The organism is Stenotrophomonas sp. P5_A8 (genome assembly GCF_056400545.1).
In genome coordinates, this window is record NZ_JBFULB010000353.1 from 1 (window position 1) to 3,847 (window position 3,847).

Sequence of the window (3,847 nt, forward strand, 5' to 3'; positions counted from 1 at the left end):
CCACGCGCGCGCTGCAGGGGCTCAGGCCGCCACGGCCGCGCGCCTGGCCACGCGCATTTCGGCCAGTCGGAAACGGCCCACCGTGTGCTGCAGATCGGCCGATTGCGCGTTCAGTGCGCGGGCCGACGCCGACGCCTCTTCCACCAGTGCGGCATTCTGCTGGGTCACCCCGTCCATCTGCACGATGCTCTGGTTGACCTGCTCGATGCCGGCCGCCTGCTCCTGGCTGGCGCTGGCGATCTCTTCGATCAAGCCCCCCAGTTCGCCCACCGAGCTCACCACCCGGGCCAGGGTCTGCCCGGCCTGGTCGGCCAGCTGGCTGCCCTGCGCCACCTGGCTGCTGGAGGCATCGATCAGCGTCTTGATCTCGCGGGCCGCCTGCGCCGAGCGCTGTGCCAGCGCCCGCACCTCCGAGGCGACCACGGCAAAGCCACGCCCTTCCTCGCCTGCGCGGGCCGCTTCCACCGCCGCATTGAGCGCCAGGATGTTGGTCTGGAACGCGATGCCGTCRATGACGGTGGTGATATCGGCGATGCGGTGCGAGGACGCCTCGATGCCGGCCATGGTCTGCACCACCTGCGCCACCGCCGCCCCGCCCTGCGCCGCCACCTCGGCGGCGTCGGCGGCAAGCCGGTCGGCACGCCGGGCATGGTCGGCGTTCTGCTTCACTGCTGCGGTCAGTTCTTCCAGCGAGGCGGCCGATTCTTCCAGGCTGGCGGCCTGCTGTTCGGTACGACGCGACAGATCCTCGTTGCCCGCCGCGATCTCCGCCGATGCGCTGGAGACCGCCACCGCCGCCTGCTGGATGTCGCCGACGATCGCGGTCAACTGCGCCACGCTGGCATTGGCATCATCGCGCATGGTGGCGAACACGCCCTGGAACTGGCCCTCGATGCGCCCGCGCAGGTCACCCGCCGCCAGCGCGCGCAGCAGCCCGGACAGCGCGGTCAGGTTGCGGTCGGCGGTTACCATCAGGGTATTGAGGCCTTCGACCATGTCGCGGAAGTCGTATTCGAAGGCATCGGCATCGCCGCGCTCGCTGAAGTCACCGGCGGCGGCGGCCGCGACCAGCCGCTTGATCTCGCCATTGATCGCCAGCAGGCGGCCACGCACACCGTTGACCGCCTCGGTGATGAGCGCCTTCTCGCCCGGCAGGTCTTCCATCGATGCGGACAGGTCGCCATCGGCGTAGGCCCGCACCAGTTCGACCATGCGCATCTTGGTCTGGATGTGCGCGTCCACCAGGTCGTTGGTGCCGGTCACCATCGTGCCGAATTCCCCCTCGAACCGGCTGGCATCGATGCGATGGCTGATCGCGCCATCGGTATGCCGGCGACTCATCTCGTTCTGCGCGTGGATGATCTCGCGCAGCTTGCCCTGCATCTGCTGCAGCGCGCCCATCAACTGCCCCACTTCATCCTGCCGTTGGACCACGATCTGCCGGTCCAGCCGTCCGGCAGCCACGTCGCGGGCCACCTGCCCGGCCTGCGCCAAGGGCACGCTGACCATGCGCCTGACCACCACCAGCAGCGCCACGATCACCGCCAGCAGGCCCAAGCCGGCCACCACGACGATATGCAGCATCAGCGAATGCAGAACGCTCTGCAGCACCGAGACCGGCTCCAGGCCGAGCACCGCCCATTTCCAGGGCGCGTAGGCCTGGGCCGAAACGAAATAGGCCTGGGATGCCGCGTCGCCGCTGCGGCGCAGGTGCACGATCGCCTGCTCGCTTTTGCCGGCCAGCAGTGCCTCCAGCGCCGGCCGATCGGCGGCGTCCACCTGACTGGCCAGCGTCTTGCCCTCATCGGCCGGCGCAGCGATCAGCGTGCCGAACTGCTCACCTGGACGCGTATCCAGCGCCAGGAAATGCCCCTGCTTGCCCAGCTGCGACGTGCGCAGGCGTTCCTTCAGCGCGGCCAGGCCATCGGAGTAGTTCTGCCCGACAAACACGATGCCGATCACCTTGGCGGTCGCGTCGGTGATCGGCAGGTAGTGGGTCATGTAGTCCACCCCGAACAGCCGCGCCGGGCCGGTGTAGCGACCGCCTTCCAGCAGGTTTCGGTACGCCGGATGTGCATGGTCCAGCACGGTGCCGAGCGCGCGGGCGCCCTCGGCGTTGCGCAGCGAGGTGGAGACGCGCACGAAGTCCTCCCCTTGGCGCACGAAGATCGTGGCCACCCCGCCGGTCGCCGCGGCGAAGCGGTCCACGGCCGCCTCCTGCAGGTTGATCACCTGGCCGCCCAGGCGCAGCGTCGGCACCTGGCGTGCGCCGACGGTAACCGGCGTGGCCGCATCCAGGATGCGCTCGCCGTCGGGCAGCAGCGCGCGGAACGTGCCGGCCATGCGCTCGGTGCTGTCGCTGAGGCTGCGGTCATAGAGCGCGACCGAATCGCGCATGAGCGCGGTGGACGATTGCAGGCCGGCCTGCACACGCTGCTGGTAACTGGCTGCCGACTGGCGGTAGATCAGCACCGCCAACAAGACAAAGGCGACGGCAGTGATCAGGCCCATCAGCAGCGCCAGGCGGGCGCCGAGGGAGGATGAGAAAACGGTGGCGGCACGGGTCGTCATCGTTGGTACTCGAAGGAAAAAGTGTGGGATGTTCGTCACACTTCTTATCGGCACCCTTTCTGGTCCTCTTTATGCAGGAGCACCTAGTCCTTTCCTACTAGATCGATTTCTCAAGTCGTTGTTTTTAAATGGATAACGGCGCAAATGGTCTTCACAAAACCCGATCGGCGTTCAGAAAGACGGCCGACGGCCGAGGACGGAGCAGCGCGGTCGCACTGAAGGCCGGCAATATCGTGCGTATGCGCAGGTACACCGTGCACCCCTTGGCAGCGCCCCATTCACGGCGCTAGACTAGGTCCAACGCGAGGCAAGGCCTGCGGGGTTTGTGTGACATCCGTGGGGCCATAGCTCAGCTGGGAGAGCGCGTCGTTCGCATCGACGAGGTCAGGAGTTCGATCCTCCTTGGCTCCACCAAATATTCGCCCGACCGGGCACAGGAAAGGCCGGAATACCTGCAAAAACAGGGCTTCCGGCCTTTTTCATTAGGCCGGCGGGTACGACCCGGTACATTGCGGCTGGTGAGAATGCTCGGCTCCTGGCCTGTACCGCAAGCCGAGCCCAAGGCAACCCACGGACCTTGCCCATCCAGCCGCTAGAATGGTCGGCTCATATCGGGGGAGCGTCATGGAGCGGTGGTATCTGACAACACTGTTGGCCCTGATCCTCCACCAGATAGACGCCGCCTTCTGGCAGGAATGGGATATGTTTCACGTACCCGGCGGAMTCCAGGGGTTTCTGGTGTTCAACCTGCTCGCCGTTGGTTTTCTGCTGCATGGCTACCGCCAGGTCCTGCTGGTCCGTCCCAGTGCCCGCATCTACGCCGCCGTGTGCGGCGGAACAGGGGTTGCCACCGCTGCGATCCACGCGGGGTTCGCAGCAATTGGGCGCGATGAGTTCCATCTGCCGCTCTCTGTACTTGTTCTTCTGGTCTGCCTCGTCGCCGGCACCGGCGTTCTTGTGCACTCCCGGCAGCACCGCTCCTCCAGGTCGCCAATCAACACGTAGCGGAGACCTGCAGCTAAACCGCACGGCGAACACACGGCGCAACTGCGCTCGTCTGCGCAACGCGGTGCCCCGGTTGGCGAGCCGATCAGGCGTCAGTGATTGAGCCGGAACACGACCCGATTGCGAAACAGGCCGTTGAGGCATGCGCCGCCAACGGAAAGCAGGAGGAAGAAGCTGAACCACCCCAGCCATCCTGCGAGAACGGCTCCCACCCAGACGCCGAACGCCAGCGACAGCAGGAAAAGCACCACCAGCGCCCACGGTGGAATCC

At 66.5% G+C, this 3,847-nt stretch carries 2 protein-coding genes and 1 tRNA gene; 2 read left to right on the top strand and 1 reads right to left on the bottom strand.

All coding sequences use genetic code 11. The features are described 5' to 3' along the window. Window positions 1-21 precede the first annotated feature (21 nt). On the bottom strand, window positions 22-2,571 hold the full coding sequence (locus AC1DQP_RS17820) for a Cache 3/Cache 2 fusion domain-containing protein (RefSeq protein ID WP_478052139.1): 2,550 nt from the start codon (window positions 2,569-2,571) through the stop codon (window positions 22-24). A gap of 338 nt (window positions 2,572-2,909) precedes the next feature. On the opposite strand from AC1DQP_RS17820, the gene AC1DQP_RS17825 reads away from it, so the two are divergent. Continuing rightward, window positions 2,910-2,985 (top strand) — tRNA-Ala (locus AC1DQP_RS17825). A 210-nt stretch (window positions 2,986-3,195) separates the two neighbouring features. Next, a complete protein-coding gene (locus tag AC1DQP_RS17830; RefSeq protein WP_478052140.1) occupies window positions 3,196-3,576 on the top strand; it encodes a DUF6713 family protein in 381 nt (126 codons plus the stop codon). Window positions 3,577-3,847: the final 271 nt, after the last annotated feature.